This is a genomic window from Stieleria neptunia (assembly GCF_007754155.1).
Taxonomy (GTDB): domain Bacteria; phylum Planctomycetota; class Planctomycetia; order Pirellulales; family Pirellulaceae; genus Stieleria; species Stieleria neptunia.
Genome location: NZ_CP037423.1, coordinates 7,240,903 through 7,266,336, shown reverse-complemented (window position 1 = coordinate 7,266,336; position 25,434 = coordinate 7,240,903). Strand labels below are relative to the sequence as shown.

The 25,434-nt window shown below is 58.8% G+C and carries 19 protein-coding genes; 11 read left to right on the top strand and 8 right to left on the bottom strand.

Annotation, left to right across the window (positions count from 1 at the left end; all coding sequences use genetic code 11):
- Positions 1-62: 62 nt before the first annotated feature.
- From Enr13x_RS25300 to Enr13x_RS25260, 9 genes are all read left to right on the top strand, one after another.
- Positions 63-815 carry a HEAT repeat domain-containing protein gene (locus Enr13x_RS25300; protein WP_145389589.1) on the top strand — a complete coding sequence of 251 codons (753 nt, stop codon included), beginning with the start codon at positions 63-65 and terminating at the stop codon, positions 813-815.
- A gap of 717 nt (positions 816-1,532) precedes the next feature.
- Positions 1,533-2,081, top strand: a complete 549-nt coding sequence (locus Enr13x_RS25295; RefSeq protein ID WP_145389588.1) for a hypothetical protein — start codon at positions 1,533-1,535, stop codon at positions 2,079-2,081.
- A 1,943-nt stretch (positions 2,082-4,024) separates the two neighbouring features.
- Positions 4,025-4,531: a TIGR03067 domain-containing protein gene (locus tag Enr13x_RS25290; RefSeq protein WP_145389587.1), complete on the top strand. Its 507-nt coding sequence runs from the start codon at positions 4,025-4,027 to the stop codon at positions 4,529-4,531.
- A gap of 90 nt (positions 4,532-4,621) precedes the next feature.
- Positions 4,622-5,125 (top strand): hypothetical protein, encoded by a 504-nt coding sequence (locus Enr13x_RS25285; protein ID WP_145389586.1) that lies wholly within the window; start codon positions 4,622-4,624, stop codon positions 5,123-5,125.
- A 188-nt stretch (positions 5,126-5,313) separates the two neighbouring features.
- Positions 5,314-5,766, top strand: coding sequence for a hypothetical protein (locus tag Enr13x_RS25280; RefSeq protein ID WP_145389585.1), 453 nt, complete (start codon positions 5,314-5,316; stop codon positions 5,764-5,766).
- Between the two features lie 207 nt (positions 5,767-5,973).
- Positions 5,974-6,405, top strand: a complete 432-nt coding sequence (locus Enr13x_RS25275; RefSeq protein ID WP_145389584.1) for a hypothetical protein — start codon at positions 5,974-5,976, stop codon at positions 6,403-6,405.
- Positions 6,406-7,208: 803 nt separating this feature from the next.
- Complete coding sequence (locus Enr13x_RS25270) at positions 7,209-8,243, top strand: hypothetical protein (RefSeq protein WP_145389583.1); 1,035 nt, start codon at positions 7,209-7,211, stop codon at positions 8,241-8,243.
- The gene (locus Enr13x_RS25265; protein ID WP_145389582.1) at positions 8,240-9,214 is read left to right on the top strand and encodes a CsgG/HfaB family protein; all 975 of its coding nucleotides are present in this window, start codon (positions 8,240-8,242) and stop codon (positions 9,212-9,214) included. Before Enr13x_RS25270 ends, Enr13x_RS25265 begins: the two co-directional genes overlap by 4 nt.
- Positions 9,215-9,217: 3 nt before the next feature.
- Entirely contained in the window at positions 9,218-12,328 is a 3,111-nt protein-coding gene (locus Enr13x_RS25260; RefSeq protein WP_145389581.1) for a hypothetical protein, read from the top strand.
- Positions 12,329-12,491: 163 nt separating this feature from the next.
- Here the strand turns inward: Enr13x_RS25260 and Enr13x_RS25255 are convergent, their stop codons facing one another.
- The 3 genes from Enr13x_RS25255 to Enr13x_RS25245 are packed head-to-tail and all read right to left on the bottom strand — an operon-like array spanning position 12,492 to position 17,406.
- Positions 12,492-13,808: a hypothetical protein gene (locus Enr13x_RS25255; protein ID WP_145389580.1), complete on the bottom strand. Its 1,317-nt coding sequence runs from the start codon at positions 13,806-13,808 to the stop codon at positions 12,492-12,494.
- Positions 13,805-16,777, bottom strand: coding sequence for a serine/threonine-protein kinase (locus tag Enr13x_RS25250; RefSeq protein WP_145389579.1), 2,973 nt, complete (start codon positions 16,775-16,777; stop codon positions 13,805-13,807). The genes Enr13x_RS25255 and Enr13x_RS25250 overlap by 4 nt, the downstream gene beginning before the upstream one ends.
- Positions 16,774-17,406 (bottom strand): sigma-70 family RNA polymerase sigma factor, encoded by a 633-nt coding sequence (locus Enr13x_RS25245; protein ID WP_145389578.1) that lies wholly within the window; start codon positions 17,404-17,406, stop codon positions 16,774-16,776. The genes Enr13x_RS25250 and Enr13x_RS25245 overlap by 4 nt, the downstream gene beginning before the upstream one ends.
- Positions 17,407-18,015: 609 nt before the next feature.
- On the opposite strand from Enr13x_RS25245, the gene Enr13x_RS25240 reads away from it, so the two are divergent.
- A complete protein-coding gene (locus Enr13x_RS25240) occupies positions 18,016-18,234 on the top strand; it encodes a BON domain-containing protein (protein ID WP_197455342.1) in 219 nt (72 codons plus the stop codon).
- Positions 18,235-18,397: 163 nt separating this feature from the next.
- Here Enr13x_RS25240 and Enr13x_RS25235 read toward each other — a convergent pair whose 3' ends face one another.
- A complete protein-coding gene (locus tag Enr13x_RS25235) occupies positions 18,398-19,705 on the bottom strand; it encodes a hypothetical protein (protein ID WP_231743774.1) in 1,308 nt (435 codons plus the stop codon).
- A gap of 113 nt (positions 19,706-19,818) precedes the next feature.
- The gene (locus Enr13x_RS25230) at positions 19,819-20,562 is read right to left on the bottom strand and encodes a penicillin-binding protein activator LpoB (RefSeq protein ID WP_145389576.1); all 744 of its coding nucleotides are present in this window, start codon (positions 20,560-20,562) and stop codon (positions 19,819-19,821) included.
- 414 nt (positions 20,563-20,976) lie between these two features.
- On the opposite strand from Enr13x_RS25230, the gene Enr13x_RS25225 reads away from it, so the two are divergent.
- The gene (locus Enr13x_RS25225) at positions 20,977-21,435 is read left to right on the top strand and encodes a hypothetical protein (protein WP_231743773.1); all 459 of its coding nucleotides are present in this window, start codon (positions 20,977-20,979) and stop codon (positions 21,433-21,435) included.
- A gap of 192 nt (positions 21,436-21,627) precedes the next feature.
- Here Enr13x_RS25225 and Enr13x_RS25220 read toward each other — a convergent pair whose 3' ends face one another.
- From Enr13x_RS25220 to Enr13x_RS25210, 3 genes are all read right to left on the bottom strand, one after another.
- Entirely contained in the window at positions 21,628-22,977 is a 1,350-nt protein-coding gene (locus Enr13x_RS25220) for a DUF2201 family putative metallopeptidase (protein WP_145389575.1), read from the bottom strand.
- Positions 22,974-24,062, bottom strand: a complete 1,089-nt coding sequence (locus Enr13x_RS25215; protein ID WP_145389574.1) for an AAA family ATPase — start codon at positions 24,060-24,062, stop codon at positions 22,974-22,976. Before Enr13x_RS25215 ends, Enr13x_RS25220 begins: the two co-directional genes overlap by 4 nt.
- Before the next feature lie 604 nt (positions 24,063-24,666).
- Positions 24,667-25,374, bottom strand: a complete 708-nt coding sequence (locus Enr13x_RS25210) for a hypothetical protein (protein ID WP_145389573.1) — start codon at positions 25,372-25,374, stop codon at positions 24,667-24,669.
- Positions 25,375-25,434 lie beyond the last annotated feature (60 nt).

Below are 25,434 nucleotides of genomic sequence, written 5' to 3'. Positions count from 1 at the left end.
GTTCAGGTCCATCGCGCCGACGCGGTGACCACCGCCGTTCTGCCAAAGATGTTGGCCAACCGATGCGTCGATTCTTCCGATTTCGCATTGTTACTCTTTTGCTCTTGATACTCGCCGCATCTATCACTGCAGCGTGGATCGTAGACCGTGAACGCTTGCTAGCGAGAATTGAAGACGAGAATCATCCGATTAGCTACTACGTCGAGAAGCATTCGTACTGGAGCCCAGCGAGCTACCTTGGTGGTGATACGGACACATACGAATCGGAACTCTCTGGAAAATTGGCATTCAGTGGTAACAAAGTCGTTTCGTCACAGGGAATGGGGAGTCCAACATTGCGCCAACCCGACATCGCGACGCTGAACCAAACGATTGGGTTACTTGACTCTACGGATTTAGCAACACGTCTCTCCGCTGCTCGGCTACTGGCCTTGTACCTACAGGCCGTTTCGGGATCTGGAAACTTGGACACGGACAGCGTTTCCTCGCGTGTGCACTTTCAAGCTGTAGGAGTGAACCGCGTCCGTCAATTGATACGTGACAGCGATGCAGACGTACGCGCGGCAGTCGCACTGATTCTGGGGAACACGCTTTACGATCGCCACACGGTCACACTGATGAAGCAAACATTTGACGAGGAACAGGATCAGACTGTAAAGTTACATTTGGCTTGGGCATATTGGAAGATTGGACACAACTACGACAAAGCCGAGTACTACGTCAATCGGAGTCAGGGCAAGGCAGGACCATCCGATTCACCGAAGGACCGGGCGTTGCGTTTTGACAATGGAGACCACATTGCCGGTCCTCGGTGATCGGTGCCGTCTCGCGAAAAAGTCGTACTCGTACTCAGGCGTCAGCCGGTACTCGTACTCCTACTCGACACGGATGGCAAACAAACCGATGCCGGTCGCCCACGCTGCTGGACGTTGTGGCTGAACTCGGCCCACCGGAATTCGTCGAACCTCCGTTTCCTGGGTTTCGCATTTGATGTCACGGTTCGATCGGTGCGCGGTCGACTCGGTCGAAGAAGACAAACCGACGCCCGTCGAATCGAGTAGGAGTACGAGTACCGCGGTGCTGAGTACGAGGACGGCTTTCAGGCCCGGAGGGCCGGTAGAGTGTCTGCCGGTGGCGTCAGCCACCGGGGGTGGATTCAAAGGAATGCTCAAGGCCCAGCGGGCAGACACAATGCCCGGGCTTCGGGTGGACCGGGAGACCCATTGTGCCGGCCTTCCAGGCCTCAGCAAATCCGTTCTTTCGATTCCGGTGGCTGACACCACCGGCAAGCATTGTGCCAGCCTTCCAGGCTTCATCCCGACTCCAAAATGAAATCGGTACAGCAAGGGGAGTGAAATTCCCCACGGCGATTCCGATCGAGTACATTGGCCGTCAGCGGCGATGGCTCGGACTGTCGTCGTGGCCGGATGCGAGAACCATCCGCTCGCACACGCAGGCACGGAGTCGGCGTCAACTGAAAACTCAATGTCGTTCGCCATGCCGCGGTAGCGCGGTAGACGTTCGCTGGACAAGTGAATCTAAATCCATACGAAGCCGTTCTGCCAATTTCTGAAGCCTCGCGGAGGTTTTCTGTACTCAGCCCGTTTCGACCTGACATTGCATGCACGCGTTGGTTTGTCGGCGTATTCGGTTTGCACACAACGTTTTTGGTCGTTCACGCAGTAGTTCAGCGCGACTACACCTTTAGCGTTGAGCCGATTTATTGGCTCGCCGTTGCCGCTGGCGTCTATTTCCGCGTCCGATTTTTTCGATATGGTATCTTGATTGTTTCGCCGCTTTACATGGCTGCCGCGATTCTGATTCCAGTGCTTTGGGTATTTGGACGTTTCAACGTGTCGTGGCGTATTGGTGCAACGGACTACCCGACGCCATCGCCGTGGTTCGTGGCCTTGTTCGGCGTCACATTGTTTTGTACTTTCGCATACCCTTTTGTCGTGATGTTTCCGAAGCACGTGAACGTCTTGTTTCAGCTACCTCGAAAAGCCAGCGAACCATCCGATGCACCGATGGACCGGGCGTCGCGTTTTGACAATCGAAACTCATCTCTCGGTCCTTGGTGATTGGTCCCGATCACGCTGCTAGCCGACGCCCGACGACAGCGGCCATTTCTTTTTTTGTGTCTTCTCGCGTTTTTTGTGGCAATTGAATCGCCGTCGTTTGACCGTGGCCCGAAGGACGCCCACCGGATTTCGTCGAACCTCGATCTCCTGGGATTCGCATTTGATGTCATCGTTCGAAAGGTGCGCGGTCGACTCGGTCGAAGAAGACAAACCGACGCCCGTCGAATCGAGTTGGAGTACGAGTACCGCGGTGCTGAGTACGAGGACGGCTTTCAGGCCCGAAGGGCCGGTAGAGTGTCTGCCGGTGGCGTCAGCCACCGGGGGTGGATTCAAAGGAATGCTCAAGGCCCAGCGGGCCGACACAATGCCCGGGCTTCGGGTGGACCGGGAGACCCATTGTGCCGGCCTTCCAGGCCTCAGCAAATCCGTTCTTTCGATTCCGGTGGCTGACACCACCGGCAAGCATTGTGCCAGCCTTCCAGGCTTCATCCCGACTCCACAATGAAATCGGTCCAGCGAGGGGAGTGAAAGTTTCCATGGCGATTTCGATGGAGTACATTGGCACAGAGCGAAGATGGCACGTGCCGTCGTCGTGGCCGGACGCGCGAACCATCCGCCCGCACACGCAGGCACGGAGTCGGCGTCAATTGAAAACACAATGTCGTTCGCCGTGCCCGGTGACGGCCGACGTTGAACTTAATCGAATTGCTTTCCGCTTCGATGGTTGACGTGCGGTCACGGTGGGGCGGGGGGGGCGTGAGACTCCGGGCCGTAAGGCTGACGCCAGCTTCTTTGATCCTCTGGCCGTAGGTCGTCAGCGTTTGGGTGCGACGAGCGTTTTGATCTCTTGTGGCCCATCGAGTGATCCGGCGGCGCTCGACTCCCCCGTCACTCGCGTCGTGTGGTCCGAGGGTGTTTTTCTTTGACTCAAAGACGAATCCGATCGAACGCACGACGCGCCGATCCTTGGGAGTCGAGCGTCTTGGGATGTGCAAAGTGCACCACTGAGATCAAAACGCGGCATGCACCGCGACGCCGATGAAGTGCGTGCAAGTGACTCCCGAAGCGGATGGTTTGCGGATGGGCAGATCGGTCGGCGTGACCAAGCGCTGTGTAACGCGTCTTTGCGAGAGATTGCGTTGGCAGCCTCGTCAACTTCCTCAACGCGAATCGGGGCGGGTGTTCTGATGATGATCCGCGGGTGATGCACCGGTTGGAGATGGAGGTAGGAAAATTTTGGGTAGGAAAAGAGAGCATGGTGTTTGCCCGTTTGCGTCGTCTTTTACAATCCATTTTCCTACCCGAAATCTTCCTAACTTCCTGCTGCGTTCTGTGGGGCGGAAAAACGGCTTGCGGACAGTGATCGCTGCCGATTTTCCGGTTGGTCTTTGGGGGACCCTTGAGCGAGAGGCTGAACACGGCGGGGTGTCGGGATTTGCTGCGACCCCGTCCGGGGTCGAGGGGAGGATTGGTGGTTGGACCGGAGGTGGCGCTGCGCTGACCTCCGGCTACTCGCTGTGATCCCTTCGGGATGCCGGGGACGCTGCGATGGTGGCGTTGGGTTGGTGGTGCATGCCCGTTGGGGCACGAGGCATGTCGGAGTCGGTCCCACCTCTCGTCACCCAGCTCGAGTGCGTCTGGGCGCGAGAAACTGGCACTGTCTGGCCGGATCCGTTCTAATCAGCGTTCTGGCGGGCCCGACTGAAGGCCGGCAACGCTCTGGCGTCCGATGGATCCCCGTTCTTGCCAATGCGCCGATAGATTGCAATTCGTTACCCCGCTCAACATCGCCTGTAGCATCCTTTCCCCCATTTGCTCGTAACCGGACGCGAGAACCATCACGTCCGGCTTCGCAGGCACAGAGTTGGCGTCAATCGAAACCCTAATGTCGTGCGCCTTGCCGTGGTAAACGGTTATCGTTCGGCAATGAAGAGAGACTCAAAATGAAAACCGCTGTCGAATTCGCCATGGTCTGCATCGTGTGCTTGGTCAGCGCCGCGGCTCGCGCCGACGACCCAACAGACGACAAGTCGCGTTTGCAAGGTGTATGGGCCTTGTCGAGCGGTGAAACGAACGGGCGGAAGTTGGGTGAAGTCCTGCGAAAGAAGGGACTCAGCGATCTGAGGATCAAATTTTCCGGCGATCTGATGACAATGACTGGCTTCGGTACTCCCGACTATACGTACCAATTCACTCTTCAGCCGATGGATCAACCGAAAGGAATGAGGCTGGTCACCGTTGAGACTCATGGCAAGGCACCCAAGGGGTCGATTCTCCACTGCATCTACGAGATGAAAGGTGAGGAGCTACGGCTCTGCTTGCCGAGCGATTCGACCGTTGAGCGACCAAAGAAATTTGAGGCACCGAGCGGATCGCGTTTGTCTTTGCTGGTGTTAAATCGTCAAACCGATAACGACAATTCTCGTTCTGAGCCAGCGGATGCACGCTAGCCGGCTTGAGTTTTCTGGAAGGGGGGCGTCGCTGGCGGCGACCACGTGATCGTTACCTTACTCCGTTCTAGTGCATCCAGGAATCGATCGATGTCGATCACGTCAATCGATGGCGAATGGCAACTCGAACGGTATCGCTATCTCGTCGATGAGATTGCGTGGGGTGACGAAGAGGATACCGCATGTATGGCCAAGATTCAGGCTTGGCTCCGCGGCAATGGCGATGCACAGATTCCTGATGCCGTTCCGATGGCCGGGTTGGTTATGAAAATACAAGGTAACGCGTTTACTGAGGAGGTAATCGAATTCGATGCCTTAATGTTCGACGTTCGCGGCGTTCAGGTAAACGCTTACGTCCCCATGACAGGGACAGTCGTCGACCGTGATGGGCTAATGATCCTTGAACCGGCAGGCGTACCGGACTGGGCAACGCCGAATACAATGGACGCGTCCATCTTGCGATACGACGACGGCGACACCAAGGTTGGTGACCATTTGAGGCTGATCAATGACTGCCTGGTACGACAGGTCTCGGTGGTGACGGATGAAATCTATTTGGAGCGAATGGTTCTTGTTTACGGTCGTGTGCGCTGAGGGGATGACACAAGACCCCGTCCGGGAGCGTGGAGTCGAGTGGAGTGGGGCGTGGTCCGGAGGTGGCGCCGCGCTGTTCTTCGGCCACTTGCGGTGATCCTTTCGGGATGAAGTGGTCCGATCTTTTGCCTCCATCGGCGCATCATTATCGTTAGTCAGAAACCACGAAAACAGATTGGATCTAAGACATGAGCGACGAGGCCAACACATCACAAACACCTGCGCCCCGACGATATCAGTTTTCAATCGGGACGTTGTTGCTCTGGATCGCGATTGGCGCGCTCGCCGCGAATACCGTGATCATGAATCGTCAGATCACACGGTTGAAACAAGGCCTTGCGTCTCAGCAGCCCTTGTCTCCCAAGGAAGTCGCTAAGCAATTCGAGCAGAGCACCACACTCGGGACGGTGACGACCACGGTAAAAGACGTTCGCTACTCGGCTGAGGCTGAAGCATACCGAGTCAGTTTCTCATGGAATGATTCGGCGAGCGGCAAAACCTGGCACTCGGATGTTCGACTGGACCATGACGGATTCGGTGTGTACTACGGTCAAATTCGCAACGGACCGTTTATTCAACCACTGGGATACAAGGAGGCATTCCCGGTTGCTGTTACAACTCCGTCGTCTTTTGAGGACTAGCCGTCCAGAAGTCGACGAACCGGTAGGCACCACTCAAGATGGACGAGGAAAAAGGGTCAGGAGCCGTTTCGGAAGCTTAGGAGATTTGGCGAATTTCCCAGTCTCACGAATTGTCTCCTGACCCGTTTTCCTCTTCAACAGCAGACGTGATCACCCTTGAGCAATATCAACCTGAGTCCAACCGACCGCAAAATGACGGGGCCCAACATGAACCCCTACGCACCGCCGGCCACCGCAGGAGCAAAACTTGAACATCATTCAGGTATCGGCTCCCCAGCGATCGCGGCTGTGGCAGCGATTTGCGCGCTGGCCTTCGTTGCGTTTACCATTGTCTTGCTTCGATCAACACCAGGTGACCGCAAAGCTGGCATGATGTTTTTGGTGAACGCCCCCGTCCTCGTCCTGGTTGCGACGTCTGCCATCCGATCGACACGCAAGGCTGCGTATTTCGCATGCGCTGCTGCGGGCATTCAGGTCGTGATCACGGTTGCGTTACTGATGATGAGCGTCGGCGATGCTGAGCTTGTGATCGGTATCAACTTGATCATCATTTTGCCTTGCGTCGCAATCGCAACATGGGCTTGGCGATCCGATCGGCGCCACGCGCTCGCCATCTCCTCTTCCCAAATCGGCGGATAGCCAACGGTATCGGTCTCTGGGGGGCGTTTAGCCGAAGGCTGCGCTCGGTGGGGTGTTGGGATTTGCTGCGACCCCGTCGGGGGTCGAGGGGGAGGATAGGAGTCGTGGTCCGGAGGTGGCGCTGCGCTGACCTCCGGCTACTCGCTGAAATCCCTTCGGGATGCCGATTGTATTACTGACGCACTTCTCGTTCTACCGCGGCCGTGGTTTCACGCCAGCGGCGTGCCACACCAAAGCTTGGGGTCGCGATAGCGCACCCCAAGTTCCGGCCACCATTCGGCGGCCAACCCCAGCGGGGTTGAACAATACGTTTTGCCGGGTTCGCGCAGTTTGCCCCTCGGATCACGGCGCGTCGTTTGTTGAACCCCGCTGGGGTTCCAGTTCCCATTTCGCAACAACCCGGGGTGCGCTCCGCGACCCCGGGCTGTGTCGTGGCACCGCTCTGCGGTGTAGCGTTTCACTAGAAACGCAAAAGCTGCAGCAATAGAATCCACGTCCCCCGGGATGCCGGGGACGGTCGGCGCGTCGCAGTCGGGCTCGCAGAGAAGCTGACGCCAGCAGTCAACCGAAATGACTGAAGCGGAGATCAACGCTCAGCCCGACTCGTTTTCGTTTCACGCCTATCGATGATTTGGCGTACAATTTGGTGAACCATGCCATCGCAACGGAGCCGGTCTTGCAGCTTTGGTTCAAGTGGACCATCGAATTTCCCTGCCCGGAAACGGGGACCGTTGATGCGTTCATCCGTGACGTTACGTTCGTGTGTTCGGCGTGTTTCGAGTCGCCTGTTTACTGGAGAGATCATGAACCGCACCCGGTCAATCGGGCAGATTTGCGTCGTGCTTCTGGCGGCTTGCTGCGCGGCTGCAGCACGGGCGGACGATGCGCTGCAGATCGCTTGGCAATCGTCACCCGCGTTGTTCGCCAACCATGATTTCGATTATCGAATTCAATTGACCAGCCGGCAGGCGACGCGTGGGCGACTTTCTTGGCAATTGACGGTGTTGCATCGCACGCTGGGTCGCGGCGAGCAAAGCGTTGATCTGCAAGCGAGAAAAACAACGACTGTTGATCTTCCATTGCGGATCCCGCCGCTCCGACCGGGCGTCGCTCAAGAGGCAACGCTGCAGGTGAGTTTTGTCACTGCCGGTCAAGCATCAACCAGCGACGAACGAAAGCTGTGGCTGTTCTCACGCGATCCGTTTGCGGGGCGACAACACTGGCTGCAACGATTCGAGATTGAACTTTACGACCCAGTAGGCAAGACCGGCGAACTGTTTTCGCAAGCGAAGCTACCCTATCGGATGATTCGCTCGCTTGATGCGTTGGATTTGCATCGGCGCGGCGTCGTGATCATTGCCCCGGGAGTTTCTCTGAAATCGAAACCCGCACTGGCACAAACTGTATGGGAGCTTGCCGCCGGTGGGCGAATCGTGTTGTGGTTCGCCCCTCGTGATGGATCATTCGATTTTGGTTTTTCGGCAGAAAACAAAGCCCCCGGGAACCTCTCGCTCGCCGGGTCAACTATCGTGAAAGGGCTTGATCACCGGTTGGACCCAGGACATTGGAGCGACCGCGAGAGCGACACGATTGGATTTAGATTTGCCGCCCGCAGAAACCGACCGCAACTGCAAGTGACCTCGGGCGCGGACGGCTGGTGGTGGTTTGACGCCGAATTCGACGATCCCGCAGGACGTCTGATCGTGTGCGGCGGCGACTTGACCGATCGTTGGCAGGAGTCTCCGACACCGCGCTACTTGTTGGCCGCTATGCTGCAGTATGCGGACAACGAACATCACCACCGCACCCAACCACTCGACCGCCAGGATCTACCATGACCAATCGACTATTGATTCCTTGCTTGCTGTTGATGCTGGTCAGCGGTGGGCTGACGCGGCTTTCAGCGGCCGATCCGACCGTCTATCCGATGGCGGTGTTTCCGTTTCAACAGCGCGGCGTCGGCAACAGCGATCTTGGCGAGCAAGTCACCGTGTTGTTGACCGCCGAGTTGCTTGAGCATCCGGAACTGTATTTGGTCGAACGAGAAGATTTGACCAAGATCCTCGACGAACAAACGTTGAATGTTTCGGGGATGGTGGATCCAAATTCGGCGACCAAGGTCGGCCAATTGACGGGTGCAAGAATCCTGGTCGCCGGTTCGGTTCTGGAAACGAACGACAAACTCTACGTGGTCGCCAAAGTGATCGGTACGGAAACGAGTCGCGTGCTGGGCGCGTCGGTGAAAGGCAAGATGGATGGCGACCTGGATGACTTGGCCGGCAATTTGGCAAAAAAGGTCGCCCGCACGGTGATCGATCGCGGCCATGAACTGATTGCCGATCCGCCGCCCCGCATGGACCGCATCGCGGATCTGAAAAAGGCTGTCGGCAATCAACGCCTGCCCGATCTGTCCATCGACGTCCGGGAGCGACATGTCGGGCAAACCACGATCGACCCCGCCGCTGAAACGGAGTTGACGCTGTACAGCACCGAAGTCGGGTTCCGGGTGTTGGAGGCCCGCGAGGGAAAGCAGAACGATGCGGACGTTTTGTTGATCGGTGAAGCGATCAGTGAATATGCGGCCCGCCACGGTGACCTGGTGTCGGTGAAAGCCCGCCTGGAAGTCAAAGCGGTCGACCAAGAATCGGGCCAGGTGATCGCCATTGATCGTGAAGTCGCGATCGGCGTCGATTTGACCGAACAGATCGCCGGCAAGTCCGCACTGCAACACGCCGCCGCGAGCATCGCGTCTCGTTTGCTGCCCAAATTGGTCAAGCCAAAGCATCCGAACAAAAAGAAGAAGAACTGATTCATGGGCCGATACTTCCGAGCCATGCGGGGCCCGGCGGGCGCGATGTTGCTGATCGCTGCTGGGCTGTTGGCGACCGGCACGCTGATGGCGCAGCGCGACGATCGGAGTCAGCAACAATGGGCGATCATCGCCCTGCACCCCGATGCCGGCGGCCTGGCCGATTTGCTGACGGCCGAACTCTCTCAATCGCCCGACGTGACATTGGTCGAACGTGACCAGATCCGCCGTGTCCTCGACGAATTGAACTTGCAAGCGAGCGGGTTGGTCAGCCGCGGCGAAGCGACACGATTCGGTCATCTCAGCAAGGCGATGGGCCTGGTCTTGCTGGGATCAGACAGCCAGCAAAAATCACAGCCGCTGCGCGTCCGTTTGATCGATACGCGTTCCTCGGTCCGGTTGCTCGATCGGGTCGTCGCCGATGCAAGCTTGGACGATCAGGTGGACATCATTCGCCAGGCGTTGCTCGCTGCAGCTGCGCCCTTATCGGTCAGCGAAAAGCAATTGCGTTTCATCAGCGTGATGCCCGTGCTGAGCGCCGAGCCGGGCAATCCGATGCATGCGGAGTGTGACATGCTGACCACGTTGCTGTCCGCGGAGTTTTTTCGGCTGCCGGAATTTGTCGTGCTTGAACGCGAAGATTTGGAGCGTCTGACGGCCGAGCGCGACGTGAGCGGGATCGAGTTGAAATGGCGCGGGGCGACACGAATGCTGGAACTCGGCTTGCGTCGCAATGAAGCCAACACCGGATGGATTGCGTCCTGCCGCTTGGCGACCCCGGGCAACGGCAATCCGCAGCTCGTTGAGGTCCGCTGCGAGACCAAAAACATTGCCGAATTGCGCAGCAAGATTGTCGCCGAGGTGCTGAATCACGTTGGCGGGGAAGGCGTTGCTTACGATGCGGATTCTGCGGAACAGGAAGCCGCCCGCTTCGATCGGCAGGTGCAGCTGTTCCGCAGCGCGAGCGCCCGAGATCGAGAGATGGACGCGTACAAGATGGCCGAAGCTGCCTATGCCTTAGCTGCTAATCGCAAGCGGTTTGACGCCGTGATGCGGCACATCGTGGACGCCATTGAAGAGCATGCGAATGAAAAACAGTGGCTCTCCGCACTGCGTTTAGGGGTGCGTCATCAAGAACTGAAACTTGCCGACTTGCAAAAGAACGGATCCAGCTTGATTCGTATGATGACGCGGATGCCGCCGGAGGAAGTTCGGAAGCGGATGCCGGCTCCCAAGGGCTTTGTCGGCGTCAGCCATTACAGCCCTTCGTTGCGGGCAACCAATGCCCAAGAGCAAGCGTTACTCAACGAGATCCTGATCCTGCGACGCAACTACGTCGACCTCAAGCTTCGACGGGCGAAGGATCACCCGTTGCCGACGTTCATCTGCCTGCTGCAAAAGTATGACTTGGAATTGAACCACGAGTTGCCCGATGCCGATTGCGTTCGGGAAATCAGCGAGTTGATGCCTTCGGTTTATCGATCGGCTGACGAAGCAGGCATCAAACGTGAGATGAGTGATCCGTACTATCGTTTGCTGTTCGGGAAAATGATCAGCACACTGAGCAAGCTGGAACGCGTCAGGACGTCCCGCAGCACGACACCCAATTGGAAACGTTCGGATCCACAACTCTGGCTGGATCAATTGGCCAGGCTTGATGCGCCGCTCAGCCGACTCGCAAACCTGCGGATGCAACTGCACGAGCGCGGCGACGCGGGGTTGCAGGCGGCGACGAAATTGCTGGCCGAAATCAAAACCTTTCCGCTGGATCCTACCGCAGATGACACTTACGTCGACGTCCGCTTGCGAACACCGGCGTTTTACCGGTTGCCGCCGCAGCAGCGGCATGAGTACTTGTTGGATGTCCTGGTAGCGTGTGAATCACAGCAGGATCCTTCGCAATTGATTTTGCACGCCAATTCGTTTCGGATGTATCTGCAGCGGTTGCCGGAACAGGAAATGCGACCGATCGGGGCGCGGATCGTCGCGCTGTTGAATTTAGAGCATCCGACGAACAATCCGAGATCGAGGTCGCGAGCCTATCTGCTGGGAATTGCGAGCCGGTACGCTGCGATCGACCGCGGTCGGGATCAGTTGCGTGCGCGTCGCAATGGCGCAGATTTTACACTGGAGACTGCCCCGGGAGCTTGGCAGCAGTATGTCGCCCGCACCTTGCGTCCCAAACCGACCGGCAAGGCTTATGCGATCAAACATGTTCACTACGACAACCGCAAAGATGCTGTCAGCCGCGGTGGCGAACTGATTCTGTGTTGGGGGTTGCCATGGAAGGGCATGCAACTGGAACGACTGAATTTAGCCACCGGCAAGCAAACGCCGATCGGCAAGGAATTCAAAGGGGCCCCGGTTGCCTTTCGCGGCGTCCAAGTTTGTGTCAGCCCGAATGCGATCTTTGTCGCGTCGGACCCGCCCGGATTTACGATGGTGACCGAAGCGTTCACCCGGACCTTTACCAAAGAAGACGGTTTGGTCGAAGAAGACATTTGGAGCATGGCGTGGTGGGAAGATCGGTTGTACATCGGCTACAAGGATGCGTTTGGGATGTTTGATCCTGAGACGTTTGAGTTCCAGTTGTTGGCGTCGTCGTTGTCCGTGGAGCCGAAGAACCCGATCGACGGGCGTGGCGGTTTCTTCGTTCGTCAACTCTTGACCGATCGGGCAGCGGGTTGCATTTGGATGACGGTTCAAGACAACGCGAATGCCGATCGGACTGGATTGTGGCGAGTCAATCCGCAAACCAACACGTTTCACCGACTGTCCGACCGTTCGACTCAGTTGACCGCTGCACCCGGCGGTTTGTTGGTGCACAACAATCGCGCCCCTTACCTGGCATGGTTGCCGACAGGGACGACCACGCCGATTGAGTTGCCGCAATTCTCCCACGCGTCGGCGAAAACCCCGGGGCCTTCGCCGAAGTTGATTCGAGTCGGCGAACACGTGATCAGCGAGCGCGGCGGGTTGTTCACCGCGGACGGCACGTCGCATCAGGCTGCGGTGAAAGATCACTGGTCGCTGCTGCAATTCGCCGGCGACGGTATTGTGACGCACTACGATCATCTGCGCCGAACGCTGCATCTGATCGAGCGGAAGAAGTAGCGGGGCAGCGCTGTTCAATCCTGTTGTGTAACGTTGCAAAGCCTTGGTTAGCGGCAGGGCGCGAGCCCTCCGGTTCTTCATCTTTGCAAAAACACCGGAGGGCTTGCGCCCTGCCGCTAAACGATGCATCACAGCGTTACCCGTTGGGTAGCGCGACAAAGCACTACGGTCGTTTCAGCGTCGTCAACTTCAGTTTGCGATGCGGGTCGGTTGAGACGGTGTTGTTCGGCGTCCGGCTGCGGACTTTGGTCCAAACCGCGCCGGCCAGGATCAGGATCGCGGGGGCCGCAGCCAACTTGCGAACGGGGAAGCGGGCTGCGGAAAGTTCCGTTGGAGCCGACGGCCGAAACGCAACGGCGGCCGATGCGGTTTGTGGCAGCGTCGTTTCCGCGGCGGTTTGAACCGTGGGTGCGTTCGACTGAGACAAGGTTCCCAGGGCAGTCGTCGAGACGTCGGAAAACGTCCCGAATTCGAAGACCAAGGCAACTTCGAGCGACGTGACGGCGGCAAAGAGCGGCGGCTCCGGCGTGCCGGCATCGATTGAGTCTGTTGCGGAATCTCCATCTGATCGTGTGGCGGAATCGACGACCAACAGGTCTGGCTGGCCGGGCTGTCGACCGTCTTGCGAATCGGAATCGGCGTCGTCAGCCGGCGAGGACACGCGTTGAATGCTTGTGACGATGTATTGTGAATCCGACCGCAATTGAACGTCCGTCCAATCCGGTTCGGTTGCAACCCAGGTGGACGTCGTCGCCAAGCGAATCACCTCGCCTTCGCCCGGCATGTCGTCGGTCAGTCGTTCAAGCGTCTCGTGCCCGGTGTCGTGTCGTTCAATACGGAGTGCGGTTTTGGGCGGTTGGGTCAGCGTCGTTTCGGGAGTTGGTTCCATTCCAACGCGTCCGTCACGTTCACCGCCGGGTGGCATCGGATCGATCGACGGCAAGTGCGCGAGGGTTGGCATCACGGGCGAAGGGATGACTTCCGCCGGCGACAATTGATTGTCCGTGGCATCGGGGTAGTGGAAATAATCATAGTCGCCATCGCCGCGATCCACCTCGATGGTGATCGAATCACGGGCTCCGGAGATGTATTCCGCATCGATGGCGGCACCGAACAGGTCATCGGTCAAGATGGCGTCCACCATCGACGACCTGAGCAACCCGTCGTGCGGGACCGACGGGGTGTCGTAGGAGATGTTTTCGTCGGTGAACACATCAGCGATCTGCCGGGCACTCAAACGCAGGGTGCTGTCGGCTCCATCGCGGGCCGGTTCCAATCGGACCAACACGGTTTGGTGATTCGTGCCGGCCGGATGGCTGGTGTCCAAGCGGACCAAAAAATCGACCGCTTCGATCCCGGGGCCGGCGAGCAGGTTTCGCTGTTCACACTGTTCCATCGTCAGCCGTCTGCCGTCGCGATGATTGTGTCGCAGACGGCGTCGGCGGAAGCATTGATCGGAATTTGAAAATGCTTTGATCATTCTGATGGTTCGACAGACGTGAATGGATCAGCCAGCCTGATGACCTTTTGCAAGGTCGGATCCTGTCGTTTGGTTTCGACGTCGGCGAGCCCCGATTCGACGGCCATCTGCCAGGTTTCAAGCGTCGTGTTGACCCAACGCTGATTCAGTGGCAGCGATGAATCGCCGTCCCCGATCGCCGATTCGGCAAGCTCCAGTGCGACTCGATACAAATGATTCGGATCATCGATCCAAAGTGGTCTTCGTCGGAGCGCCACTTCAGCGGCCAAGTCATACTGCCCTTGGCGTCTTAAGAACCGACCATACTTGACAAAACTGGCACTCAGCCAGACTCGGAAGTCTTGGATTTGTGGTGCTTTTTCCGAGGCCCACGTTTGATGCTCGATGGCATCATGATAGTGTTTTCGCGCCCGTTCGGAATCAGATTTTTCCAAAAGTGGAGCCAGATTCGAGAGCACGCCGCCGAGCTGGGCTCGGTAGTGCGGCGATAATGGCGATGTGTCCACCAGTTCGGTGAGCAACGACTCGGCTTTTTCGAAATGGGTGACCGCGTCGGCGGACGAGTTATCGGCTGACGAGCCATTGGCCGACGCGTTATCGAGGGCTAGCAAAACTTGCCCCATGTTGTTGTGGGCGACCGCCAGTTGTTCTTTGAATCGGGGCGATGTGGGGGCTCGCAGGACCAGCGTTTGCTGGACATCGATCGCGTCTTGATAGGCCTGCAGTGCTTCGGCGGTTCGACCACGGCGGTTGAAGATCGCGCCGCGATGGTTGTAACAGGTCGCCAGTTCGGAGAGCGCCGCCAAGTCGTGTGGTCGATCTTTGACGATCGTCTTGTGCAAACCGATCGCCAGGCGGTTGTATCGATCCGCGGCGTCCAGGTCGTTGCCTGCAAACAGGAACGATAGCTGCGCGTAGGAGACCGCCAGTTCACGTTGGTATTGCAGGTTGTCTGGATCGACGTTCAGCAGTGCGGACTGCATTTCGATGGCTTGTTCGTAGGTCCGTCGCGACTGGGCGGTTTTCCCGGCGGCACGTTCCAAATTGCCGACGTTCACCAAGGCGGCGATTCGCAGATGTTTGATCTGCGTTTCATCCTTTTCCTCTTCGCCGAGCTTGTCGATGACGTTTTGAACGTGTTGGTATTCGGTTTCGGCTGTGGGGAAATCGCCTTGTTGGAACGCGAGTTCGCCCAAGTTGTTGTGGCAGACGGCAAGGTCGTGAACGATCCGGGCGCGGTTGGGATCGGGGTCTTGTTCGTCGGCATCGAGTAAGTCTTGGTAGAGTTGGATCGCGGTTTGGTAACAGTCGACGGACTCGGGAAACCGGCCCAATTGACGATGCATCGACGCCATCTGGGTGTTGCACAGGGCCAATGCGAAACGCATCGAGGCGTCACCGTCCATCTGATCGGCAAAGGACTGGTAGTCGGCCAACGTTTCCTGCATGATGGCTTGCCGAACGGTCTCGGTACCGGGCACGCCGGCGAGCTTTGTCGCCAGCCGCATTCCAAACCGGTCGACGACGTCGATCGCGGTTTGAAGATTCAGCTGTGATTGTTCGAAATTGGATTCGGCGGTCTTCAACGCCGCCTCGGTTCGGCTTTTCTCTTTCGACAGCAACATGGTGGCGGTGCCGGCGGCGAGCGAGGTCAGGATCAAGACGCCGACGATCGAGGCGACCAGGTTGCGGTGCCGCGTGGCCCATTGTGAAAGATGATCGATTGCGGAGGGGCGTTTGGCGAGCGGCGGTTTGCCGGCCAGGAATCGGGCCAGATCTTCCGCCATCGCGGCGGCAGATTGATAACGGTCATCACGAGGTTTTTGGATCGCTTTGAGCACGATGGTTTCCAGGTCGATCGGGATCGAGGGATTCAGTCGTCGGGGCCGTTCGGGTTGTTGGCGTTGGATCTGATCGAGCAGCGTGACGCGATCGGTTGCGGTATGGGGTGGTTCCAGGGTGAGCAGTTCGTAGAGCGTGACGCCCAACGAGTACACATCACTGATGTGGTCGACCAAGCTGCCACGTCCGGCGGCGGCTTCAGGACTCATGTAGCGAATCGTTCCCAGCAGATCTCCCGTCATCGTGATCGTGATGCTGTTTTGGCAGCGTGCGAGTCCAAAGTCGGTCACCCAAAGTTTTCCTTGTTGGTCGATCAGTAGATTGGAAGGTTTGATGTCGCGGTGCACGACGCCGAACTCATGTGCGTGCTCGATCGCGGTGGCCGCTTGTCGAATCAGCTCGGCGACCGAGTTGATGTGAGATTGGGAGCGAACGCTGTGTTGGGTGGAGAAAACGCCGTTCGGAATCGTGCTGCCGGAGGGGTTGGCGACGTTTTCGCCCGTGCCGTCGCGCAGGTTTCTCAGTTGCTCGATCGCCCGGTCCAAGGCCTGGCCGTCGATGAATTGCATGCTGTAGTAGTGGACGCCGCGATCGCATCCGACCGAGTGAACGGGGACGATGTGGGGGTGGTGCAACTGGGCGGCGGCCTGGGCTTCGTTCTTGAAGCGTATGATTTGTCGTCGATCCAGGACGGCCGCAAACGGCAAGACCTTGAGCGCGACCCGGCGACCGAGCGATTTCTGCCGCGCTTCGTAGACCACGCCCATGCCGCCGCGGCCGACTTCACGCAGGATCTCAAAATCGCCCAGCTCGTTGTGGCCGACACTTCCCGCGTCATCGGGATGCTCTTTCGGTCCCAGGTCGGCGGTCGCCTGGTGCACGAAGTCCAGACCGCGCAAATACCAGCGCAGCGGTTCGGCCAACTCAGCGTGACGTTGAATCAAGGTTTCCGGATCGGACGGACGCCCCTGTTCCAGATCGTCCAGGTAGGTTTCCAGGATTTTGGAGAGCTGTTCCTGTTGCTGTGGCGTCAGTGCGTCCAGTGGATTTGCCGCAAGCGTCGCCACCTCTTCACGCGGCACGCCGGAGGACGGCGACGGTTGGTCGTTCGCGATGACGTGGTTCATAGCACGCCTCGCGATTCGAGCCGCACCCGCAGCTGCGCGATGGCCCGCATCCACAGCATCCGCACGGCGCCTGCGGAGCGTTCCATCCGCGCCGCGACGTCGGGAAACGCGAGTCCTTCGATGTGCCGCAACAGAATCACGTCGCGGTAGTCGTCGGGCAGTTCGGCCAAGGCATCGGCCAGTAATAAACTTGCTTCATGGTTTTGCGCATCGGCACTGGGTGATTGCCCGCGGTCGGCGATGATGGCCACCAGCCGCGCGGTGGATCGTTCCAACGTCGCACCGATGTCGTCGAGCGAGACTTCGCGGCGAACGTCACGCTTTTCCGCCAACACGTGTCGCTGAATGATGTGTCCCAGGTTGTTCGTCAGGATCGTTCTGAGCCAGGCCAGGAATTGCTCGGGACAACTGCCTCGAAATTTGTCGAAATCCCGATGGGCTTCCAGCAACGTGTCTTGGACCACGTCGGAGGCGCTCGTTCTGGCTTGGAGTTTCCGATCAAGCTGTGTTCGCGCCAGCAGTTTCAGATAGTTCAAATACATCTGCAACAACTGGCCCAGGCAATCGTCTTGGCCGTTTTGTGCGGCCGCCAGCAATCGATTCGCTTCGCTGGTCGTGATACTGCTCATTGGGGGATCACATGCGATTGGGGGGCGATTGGGCGTAGGTTCAAGGCCTTCTACTTTGACACTGAAGGCGTTCGCGGAACGGCGCGAGCGGGCTGTCGATTGAGTCGGGATCTACTGAGTCAATGGTGAGCCGCTGGCCGTAAGGCCTCGGGCAGCGTCGCAGTGCCCGGCCGCTTACGCGGCGCGCGGCTCACAAAAACGACAGCCCGCGAGCCGTCCGGTTTCAGCTTGAAAGACCGGAGGGCTCGCGCCCTGCCGCTAACAAAAAACACTCCGCTTGGTGCCAAAGTAGATGGTATTGGGTGTGGGCCACGGGGATCGCAAGCTGGAAGCTTACGCCACGGGGAGCTTGGGGCACTGGTGATTTTGGCCTGACGGAATCCCTGCCGTCACGCGGATTCTAGAATTTTTGCATCGCAGCGGCGGCCGGCAATGGGCTGGCGAGACGAATGCCATGCCGGGCGGCGAATTTTGGATATTTCCTTCAATACGAGTGCGTTTTGCAGGAATCCGGACCCGTTTTACGCTTCTAAGGGTATGGTTCAGTTGGGAGACGACAGTCTGGGGCCTGGGCGTCTTCTTCCATTATCCCTTCTCTGAGTGCCACTTGTGATCGCTGATTCCACATCCGATAACCTCTGCCGACGCATCGAGGCGTCGGTGCAACGTGTCGTTGAAGTCCATGATTTTTCCTGTTCGATCGACGATGGGACCGTGACACTGCGTGGACAGGTTGAATCGCGTGACGATGCCATGATGTGCATCGTCGTCGCTCGCAGTGTCCCGGGCGTCGAGTCGATCGTCAGCGACATCAAGGTGCTCGTCTGAGCAGTCGGGTGATCAGGTGCACTGGAAACGTGGATCGGGATTGGCTGCGACCGCCTTCAAAAACACTGTACAAGACCGGAGGGCTCGCGCCCTTCCGCTAACAAAAAACGCCCCGCTTGACGTTAAGTTAGATGGCATTGGGCGCGAGCCGACAGGGCAGCGTTTAGGGGACGACGGATACGATCTGCTCGGGCGCGATGACGACGACGTAGTGATTGCGTCCGTCTTCGATCGTGACGCTGCGGCGTTGCGGCGGGGCGAACGACTGGCCGGTGAATGCCAAGGGCGACAATTGGATCTCGTGGGTTCCGACCGGCAGTTCGGCGCGGAGGACTTGGATTTCGCGTGGCAACAATCCCCAACAACGGGTGTCGGCTTGTTCCGTGGCGCTCCAGGCGTTGATCGCCGCAAACTCAAACGCCGCGGCCGCGTTGCCGGTGAGTCCGAGTGATTGGGCGGTGGCCACGACACTTGCCTCTTTGAGCACGCGTCGCGCGACGGCCCGGGCGATCGTCCACGGCATTTCGGCTTCGACCTTTTCCGCCGCCAATTGCCCGATGTCGGTGATCGTTTGCGTCGCGCCGAGCAGTTGCCCGCCGAAGGAAACGCCGATCGCCGCGAGTTCGCTGGGAGGGATTTCGACCTGCGGAACTTTGACACTGACCACGTTGGGCAGCACCGGTTCGTCGTCCTCGCCCTGTTCGTGATTGTGGACCGATCGCAACAAGGTCGATGCGATTTGCAGTGACGTGGTGGTCGTCGGCGCGACGGTTTCGACCAGCCGTGGGCCGTGGCCGACCATCGCGAACACGTACAGCACACCGTGGCCCGCGGCGCTGTGGGCACCGCGATTGGCCCGTTCGATATCGCCGGCCGCCGGAGCGAATTCTGGTTGAATGCTGCTGACGAGCCGAAAGGCTCGCTCGGCGTCGTCATAGTTCTGGTGCGTGGCCTCGCGCAATGTGCCTTGCAGATACGGAGCCAACGCGAGCTGCTGCTTGGGGGGTGGCGAGTCGGCGTCTTCTGCTTGCCGGTTCAATTCGGCTTGGCGGGCTTGGGCTTGCAAACAATAGGCTTCGGCATCGGTGGCATCGCCGGCCAGGGAGCAGATCGCCAGCATCGACCGCAACAGGACTTGTTCGTAGCCGGCCAATTGAAACGGCCGGACCCGATCATCGACCGCCAACGAGGCGGCGTCAATGACCGGCGCGGTGTCGGGCAAGGCGTCGAAGTGGTCGCGGAGTTCGCGCATCCGCGACTCGGCGGCCGAGACGTCGCCACGCGCCAATTCGACCATCGCCAGGTCAAGCCGGCTCGGGTGCCGGGTCCGTTTGGGGCCCTCGGCCAGTTCGCTCAAGAGCTTGTCGGCCGATTCCAGATCGCCCAGCGCGAACGCGTCCCTGGCCTGGCCGATGGAGATCTTGCTGGACCGACAGCCCGTCGCGACGAGTAGGAGGACGACGATCAGCACGGCCGCCAGCGGGCCGGTTGATCGAATCGGATCACGGGCGAGACCCGCCGTGACGAGGGGGCGTGCGGGCCGACGTGGAGGCCCGCCCCTGAAGAAGACGCGACGCTGCACGATCACCCGTCGGCCTGATCGAAAACGCCGTAGTTCCACCACTTTCCGGCGCGTGATTTCGAGTATCCCTTGCGGATCTTGGCGGACTCTTTCAAGAAATCACCGGTGTGCACGTTGACCATTTCCAAGGTCAGCGTGTAGTCCCGCTGGCTGGTTTTGTTGCGATCGGTGGTTCCGCTGGTGATGTTGGCGAACAGCAAGTAGTCGACCGGGGAGCCCGCCTTGCCCAAGACGGCGGCGAAGGCGTCGCGATTTTGGGGCAGGAACAACGCATCGGGCCGCAGTCGGGTTTCGCGGAGGGCGGTTTGGACCATCCGCCGGCTGATGCCGCGGAAATCCGCGTTTGAATTGATCTGGGAGTCGATCTGTTCGTAGAGCTGTTCTTTGAAATCGCCCAGTTCTTCGGCGCTTTTGTTCTCGATTCCGACGAAGCAGACGTTGGCCGGACCGCCGTTGAGGGTGGACGGGACGATGACGCCGTCGAGAGAAAGTTCGGATGGCGCTTCAAACGTCACCGGCTGGACCGTGGGGGGGCAGCGGGAGAGCAATTTGGCGACGGATTCTTCCACCAGCGGATTCCACGTCGCCGCACCGGCGGCATGGCTGCCGACCAGGTCCTTGTCGTCGCTGGCTAGCAAATGCCCGTATTGTCGACCGGCACATCCCGACGTTGTGGTCAGAATCGCGGCCAAGACGACCGCGGCGGCGGCTTTGGAGGCCGGCCGCAATGGGGTGGTAGGTTGCATGCTGAGTGGATTTACTGGGGGCGTTGGGGCCCGATGCAGATCGGAAATCCCGTTTTCGGGGCCAGAAATGCCGTCGGGGCCAAGAAAATTAGCTTGAGGCGACTTGTCCGATAGTGTGGACGTATCAAAATGTGCGTCCGCCGGACCAGATAGATCCGCTGCCGAGGTCGGTTGCCACGCGATTTTGCGGGGCGACAAACGCAGCGGGCTCTGTCACGCCGGCGGCGCCTAGTCTCTATCGGCACCGCAAGGTCCGCTGGTTGACCTGTTGCGGCCGTAAATTTTCTGACGCGTCGATGCCCGACGGGCCTAAGATCCCCAGTTACCCACGCTTTACGTCATCGTGGCCTGTCGGTTATGAATCCCCTGACGGAAGCCCGCTCCCCATTTTTCTTCGCATTTCCGGTTTCATCTATGAGTGTCGCTCTCGCCGATCCATCGGTCGCCAATCCCGAAATCGTGTCCGCGATTTCCCCCACCGCGGCTGAGAATCGACCCCATGACCGGTCGGCATCGCCCTGGACCGCCAGTCCCGTCGCATCGGACGACGATGACGACGACGATCTGGACGACGACGACGACGACGACGATGATGACGACCGCTTCGACGACGACGATGCCAATACCGACGACGTCGACGACGGCTTTAACGACGGGCTCGACGAAGACGACGATCTGGATGACTTCGACGACATCGACGAAGACGACTTCGATGATGACTTCGACGATGATTTCGAAGAAGAATTGAACGACGATTACGAAATCGAGATCGATGACGAAATCAGCGACGAGTTCGGCTTGAGCACCGGCAAAGACGACGACGCTGAAGACGACGTCGACCTGGAAGATTTCGAGGATTTTGAAAACGTTTGAGGCGGTGAGGCGGCGAGACACTCCCCGAGATCGACCGAAATGTGGAGTGCACACCGGTGGCCGGAGGCTGGCGAACACCGGCTGATGTTAGCGGAACGGCGCGAACGGGCTGTCGATTTTGTGAGCCGCGCGCCGTGTAAGCGGCCGGGCACTGCGACGCTGCCCGGGGCCTTACGGCCATCGGCTGAGAGCTTAGCGGGCCGATTCTTTCAAGAACGCCGCTCGACCCAGCGGCCGCAGTCCCTGGTGCATCTGCCGGTGCGTCGCTTCATCCTTGAACAGCCACAGGATCCGCGTCCGGGTGTTCTGTGGCTTTGGCGGTACCGGGGCGTAGCCGTCGGTGAAAATGATCAGTCCGTCGTAGTCGCGATGTTGATCGATGTAGTCGATGACGGGGGCGAAATTCGTGCCCCCGCGACCGCTGACTTCGAACGCGCTGCGGGCGCGACGCAGCGTCAGCGGTTCACAACGGACGTCTTCATCGAACCAGATCACGTCGACCGATTCGACACCGTATCGGAAGAAGTGGCTGACGACTGAAAAGCCCAGTTGCAGATCGCGATGCCCCATCGATCCGGAAACATCGACGGCAAACAACAGTTTGGTTGTGAAGTCGTAGCGGCTGCCCATCTGCGCGAACCCGTAGCGACGACTCGGTTTCATCCGCGTCAAACGCCGCCGCACCGAGAGCACGCTTTGGCGGAAATTTCGCAGCACACCCCGATAGTCCAATTTGGGATGAAGCGTCGCCATCAACTGCTCTTTGGCCTGCCCGCCGACCGTTCCCCAGCCATCGGATTGGGCCGCCTCGCGGACCGCCGCGTTGATCTCGTCCCGTTTCAGATCATCGTTGTCCCAGCGGCCCGTGTTTTCCATGCCGACCCGATCGGGATCGCTGTAGGCGTCCAGCGTGCTCGCCGCGTCGCTGCTCCCACTGGGTTGGCCGTCCGAATCGTCGGAATCGTTCTCGTCCGGACTGTCTTGGCCTGCTTCGCCTTCATCGTCGGGCTGGGGCGGATCCGCACGGTCGCCTGAGGGTTCCTGTTTCGACGAATCGTCTTTCGATGAATCCGGTGCGTCTGGATCATCGGGATCGTCATCGGCCGGTTCGTCGTGACTGGCACGCTCGGCGAGTTCACGGTAATAGAATTCGAAGTACTGGTTGTCAAAACGTTCGTCGCCCAAGACGTCGCGGGGCCGCGGGATCGGCAACTTGGTGCGCAGACATTCCTGAACGGTCAGATTGCTCGCCTGGTAGGACAATTCGGCCTTCGGTTGCTGTCTGGCGTAGGGATGGCCCAGCAGGATTCGCATCGCTTCGAATCCCAGCACCGATCGCAACTGGTCGCGTCGCAGCGAACGGATAAAGTCCGGGTTGAATTCGATCTTGCCGCGTCCGACACGAATCGTTGCCAGGCTCGGTCGCTCCACGACGTCGTGCATCGTCCAGGCGGCGAACAGCAGCGGTTCGGTCAGAAACCAGCTTTCCACCACCTGTGTGATCCGCTCGCGAGCGCTCGACTTGGCGAAGGACTGGCTCATTCGATCCGAATCCCTTCCATGTAGCCGGTCAACAATTCGGTCAATTCGATCGATTCGGAAATGAATTCCATCACCGATTCAAACTTGGGTTTCCCCAGCATCGAAACCAAATGGGCGACCGCTTCATCGAGTTTTCGTTTTCGCAACAGATTCAAATAACTCAGCAAGCCCGAGCGAGCTTTCGGTTCACGGGCGGCCGGGCATTTCCCGCTGCTGATCCACACCAGAATCTGTTCGTTGAGCAACAGTAACTCACTGAGCGACATTTTGCCCAGCGTCTTGCGCTGTTTGCTGAATTCCAGCAAGACGCCGGCCGGTGACACGGGCAACGGCGTCGCCAAGCTGCGGCGAAAGGCGTTGGCCGAGGCGGAACCGACGATGCCCGCGATCAGTTTGATGTGAGCCGCTTCCAAGCGTTCGATCGGTTCGATCAGTTTCGAAACCCGCGCCCAACCACGTCGGTCCGGCGTTTTGACCAAGCCCGACAGGGGCTCATCGCTTTCGCTGCCGATCCCGTGGCCATCAAGGAACTGGGGCTGTTTTTGGATGAAGCTGGTGATCCGCGCATCGATGTTTTCGCGTTCGGCCCACAGCAGCCAATCTTCGACCGTCGGGGCGAATTCATACAGGTTGAACCGCGAAACCAACGCCGGGTCCAGGTCGGTCAGTTGGTATTCATCGCCTTCGTTGACCGCCGAAACGATCACGCTGCCGGCGGGCAAGCGTTTTCCGGCCAAGGTCTTGTTGAGGGCCAATTCCATCACCGATTGCAGAATTTCTGGACGCGCCCGGTTGAGTTCATCGAGGAACAGCACGATCGGCTGGTCATCCTGGGGCCACCAGAACGGAGGCAGAAATTCGCTGCGTCCGGTGTGCTCGTCCTTGTGGAGCAGGCCGATCAGGTCCCCCGGATCGCTCATCTGGCCCAAGAAGAACGGCACGACGGTCATGTCTCGCTCGCGAAAATGATCGGCGATGATCTGCGATTTGCCGATGCCATGACGCCCCACCAGCATCACGTTCTGGTCCGAGGGCGTCAGTTCCAACAGCTGAATCAACTCACTAGCATCAACGCGAACGGCCAAGGGAAAGTCTCCAAAGGAAATGTGATGACGAAAACGGGACAAAGACGAGCGATCTCGTCGATGGAGTTTGATGCGGTCAGCGGATCGTTGTACGACGTCCTTTCCAGGTCGTCGAGGAGAGTCCCTCGGACGACGGCCCGGAAGGGCCATCGTACAGTCCAATGCGGTCGCCTTAAGCTGTACGACGTCCTTTCTCGGTCGTCGAGGAAAGTCCCTCGGACGACGGCCCGGAAGGGCCGTCGTACAGTTCAAAGCGGTCGCCTTAAGCTGTACGACGTCCTTTCCAGGTCGTCGAGGAGAGTCCCTCGGACGACGGCCCGGAAGGGCCATCGTACAGTCCAATGCGGTCGCCTTAAGCTGTACGACGTCCTTTCTCGGTCGTCGAGGAGAGTCCCTCGGACGACGGCCCGGAAGGGCCATCGTACAGTTCAAAGCGGTCGCCTTAAGCTGTACGACGTCCTTTCCAGGTCGTCGAGGAGAGTCCCTCGGACGACGGCCCGGAAGGGCCATCGTACAGTCCAATGCGGTCGCCTTAAGCTGTACGACGTCCCTTCAGGGAACAAACCACTGTACGCGTCAGGGCAATTCGAACCAGTCGCCCGCCTTAAAGCGTCTCGTGTTTGACCCATTGGACGTTCCACGGCAGTCGACCGACCGGCATGATTTTGAAACGCAACCCTTCGGCGTACAACTCACGCAGCGACTGGATCGTCACACGTAGCTTCGGCAGCATCTTTTCGAATTGCTTGAAGGGCACGCTGATTTCGATCAGGTCGTGTTTCGACAATTTGACGAACAGTTTTAATTTGACGGTGTCGCCGCTGGTCGCGAAATCGAACTTTTCCTCCTTGGCCAACTTCCTGACCTGGGCGATGATCGCTTTGGATTTGAACTCGCGGACTTTTTCGCGTTTCTTCTCGCCCGCGTGACGACGGGCATAACGCTCCAGCACGTGCCGGACGAACGTCTTGATTTCGTCCAAATCGCTGACCAACGCACTGTGCTGGCTCTCGCGGAACCGATAGGAATGAATCGTCAATCGGCTGTCGCTGTCGTATTCCAGTCGCAGCTCATCACTTCGCCAATAGTGGCCGTCGCTGTTCGGTTCCGGGATCGTGAATCGACACAGAGTTTTCGAGCGCGAATCCTTGTCGCCGGGATGCCGCGTGACGTGAACGCCTTCGATTTGACCGAGCAGCGTTTGCCAGTGTTTGGATTCTTTTGATAGATTCGCGCGATCGACCACGATCGCAGACTGACCGGAAAAGTCTTCGCGAAACAGCTTTCGGATCGATGGGGGTGGCAGTTTCATCGCCCGTATCCTACGAAATTGACTCGGGCCTGCACACAACGGCCCCCTGGCGACTTCCAA

Bases quoted from the DNA above. Each gene is read 5' to 3' on its own strand.
- Enr13x_RS25280 (WP_145389585.1), top strand. From the start codon at position 5,314: ATGAGCGACGAGGCCAACACATCACAAACACCTGCGCCCCGACGATAT.
- Enr13x_RS25275 (WP_145389584.1), top strand. From the start codon at position 5,974: ATGAACCCCTACGCACCGCCGGCCACCGCAGGAGCAAAACTTGAACAT.
- Enr13x_RS25220 (WP_145389575.1), bottom strand. From the start codon at position 22,977: ATGAGCCAGTCCTTCGCCAAGTCGAGCGCTCGCGAGCGGATCACACAG.
- Enr13x_RS25225 (WP_231743773.1), top strand. From the start codon at position 20,977: ATGAGTGTCGCTCTCGCCGATCCATCGGTCGCCAATCCCGAAATCGTG.
- Enr13x_RS25260 (WP_145389581.1), top strand. From the start codon at position 9,218: ATGGGCCGATACTTCCGAGCCATGCGGGGCCCGGCGGGCGCGATGTTG.
- Enr13x_RS25285 (WP_145389586.1), top strand. From the start codon at position 4,622: ATGTCGATCACGTCAATCGATGGCGAATGGCAACTCGAACGGTATCGC.
- Enr13x_RS25265 (WP_145389582.1), top strand. From the start codon at position 8,240: ATGACCAATCGACTATTGATTCCTTGCTTGCTGTTGATGCTGGTCAGC.
- Enr13x_RS25270 (WP_145389583.1), top strand. From the start codon at position 7,209: ATGAACCGCACCCGGTCAATCGGGCAGATTTGCGTCGTGCTTCTGGCG.
- Enr13x_RS25300 (WP_145389589.1), top strand. From the start codon at position 63: ATGCGTCGATTCTTCCGATTTCGCATTGTTACTCTTTTGCTCTTGATA.
- Enr13x_RS25250 (WP_145389579.1), bottom strand. From the start codon at position 16,777: ATGAACCACGTCATCGCGAACGACCAACCGTCGCCGTCCTCCGGCGTG.
- Enr13x_RS25290 (WP_145389587.1), top strand. From the start codon at position 4,025: ATGAAAACCGCTGTCGAATTCGCCATGGTCTGCATCGTGTGCTTGGTC.
- Enr13x_RS25230 (WP_145389576.1), bottom strand. From the start codon at position 20,562: ATGCAACCTACCACCCCATTGCGGCCGGCCTCCAAAGCCGCCGCCGCG.
- Enr13x_RS25210 (WP_145389573.1), bottom strand. From the start codon at position 25,374: ATGAAACTGCCACCCCCATCGATCCGAAAGCTGTTTCGCGAAGACTTT.
- Enr13x_RS25255 (WP_145389580.1), bottom strand. From the start codon at position 13,808: ATGATCAAAGCATTTTCAAATTCCGATCAATGCTTCCGCCGACGCCGT.
- Enr13x_RS25245 (WP_145389578.1), bottom strand. From the start codon at position 17,406: ATGAGCAGTATCACGACCAGCGAAGCGAATCGATTGCTGGCGGCCGCA.